The organism is Kitasatospora sp. NPDC057692 (assembly GCF_042799475.1).
Taxonomy (GTDB): domain Bacteria; phylum Actinomycetota; class Actinomycetes; order Streptomycetales; family Streptomycetaceae; genus Kitasatospora.
The window spans coordinates 1-1,304 of the sequence record NZ_JBHVIV010000202.1; the positions used below are offsets into that span (position 1 = coordinate 1).

1 protein-coding gene is annotated in these 1,304 nt (G+C 67.9%); it reads right to left on the reverse strand.

Annotated features, from left to right (window positions below):
* Positions 1-39: 39 nt before the first annotated feature.
* Positions 40-1,229 (reverse strand): IS3 family transposase gene (locus tag ACFVFS_RS40800; protein ID WP_380630179.1). Its coding sequence is split into 2 segments (ribosomal slippage): positions 40-965 and positions 965-1,229, totalling 1,191 coding nucleotides; the frame shifts between segments, so codons are not numbered across the junction.
* Positions 1,230-1,304 lie beyond the last annotated feature (75 nt).

Sequence of the window (1,304 nt, forward strand, 5' to 3'; positions counted from 1 at the left end):
TGAGCTGCCCCGAGTTTCGTGGAGTCCGCGATCGTGTGATCAAGCGGCTTGCGGGTGTTGCTTCAGTCTCGTCCGGTACGCCTGTTCGTACTCGTCGGGTGGCATGTAGCCGAGGGCGGAGTGGAGGCGTTCACCGTTGTACCACGCGACCCACTGGAAGACGGCCCGCTCGACCTCGTCGAAGTCCCGCCAGGGCCCCTGATGTTCGATCAGTTCGGCCTTGAACGTGCCGTTCAGGGCCTCGGCCATCGCGTTGTCATAGGAGTCCGCAACGGAGCCGACCGATGCCGCGGCGCCGACCTCGGCCAATCGCTCCGTGTAGCGAATGGATACGTATTGCGACCCGCGGTCGCTGTGATGGATGAGGCTGGCGTCCTTCTTGATCCTCTGGCGCCACAGCGCCATTTCCAGCGCGTCCAGCGGCAGGTCGGTGCGCATGTGGGTGGCGGCTTGCCAGCCCACGATCCGGCGGGAGTACGCGTCCAGGACGAACGCCACGTAGACCCAGCCCGACCAGGTGCGGATGTAGGTCAGGTCGGCCAGCCACAGCTGGTTCGGGCGCTCGGCGGTGAACCGGCGGTTGACCAGGTCCGGCGGACGCGGTGCCGCGGGCTCCGGGACGGTGGTGCGGCGGCGCTGGCCGCGAATCACGCCCTCGATGCCGACCTCACGCATCAGCCGCTCGACGGTGCACCGGGCCACCGCGTGGCCGGCTCGGACCAGGGCCCTGGTGATGCGGCGGGCGCCGTAGGTACGGCCCGAGTCCTCCCACACCGCTGTGACCAGCGAAATCAGCTCCTCGTCGCGCAGACGGCGGGCGGACTTCGGTCGCTGCTTGCGCGCGAAGTACGTCGACGGCGACAGCTCCAGCACCCGGCACACGGGATCGACCCCGAAGCCGTCGCGCAGGTGGTCGATCACCTGCTCGGCCTCGTCCGGGGACGGTCGATCTCCTGGGCAAAAAACACGCTGGCGGCCTTGAGGATCTCGTTGGCCCGCCTCAGCTCGGCGTTCTCTTTGCGGAGTTGCTTCAGCTCTTCCAGCTCGGAGCTGGTCAGGCGGTCGTCACGCTCTCCGGCGTCGGCCTCGGCCTGGCGGACCCAGGACCGCAGGGCCTCCTTGTGGATGCCCAGGTCACGGGCGACATGGGCCACGGGGCGGCCGGTCGAGCGGACCTCGCGGACGGCACGCTCACGGAGTTCATCGGGGTACTTACGGGGTGCTGGCACTGCTCGTGGTTCTCCTTACGCCTGGATCGTAACAAACCCAGACATCAGGGACTCCACGAAACCCGGAGCAGCTCA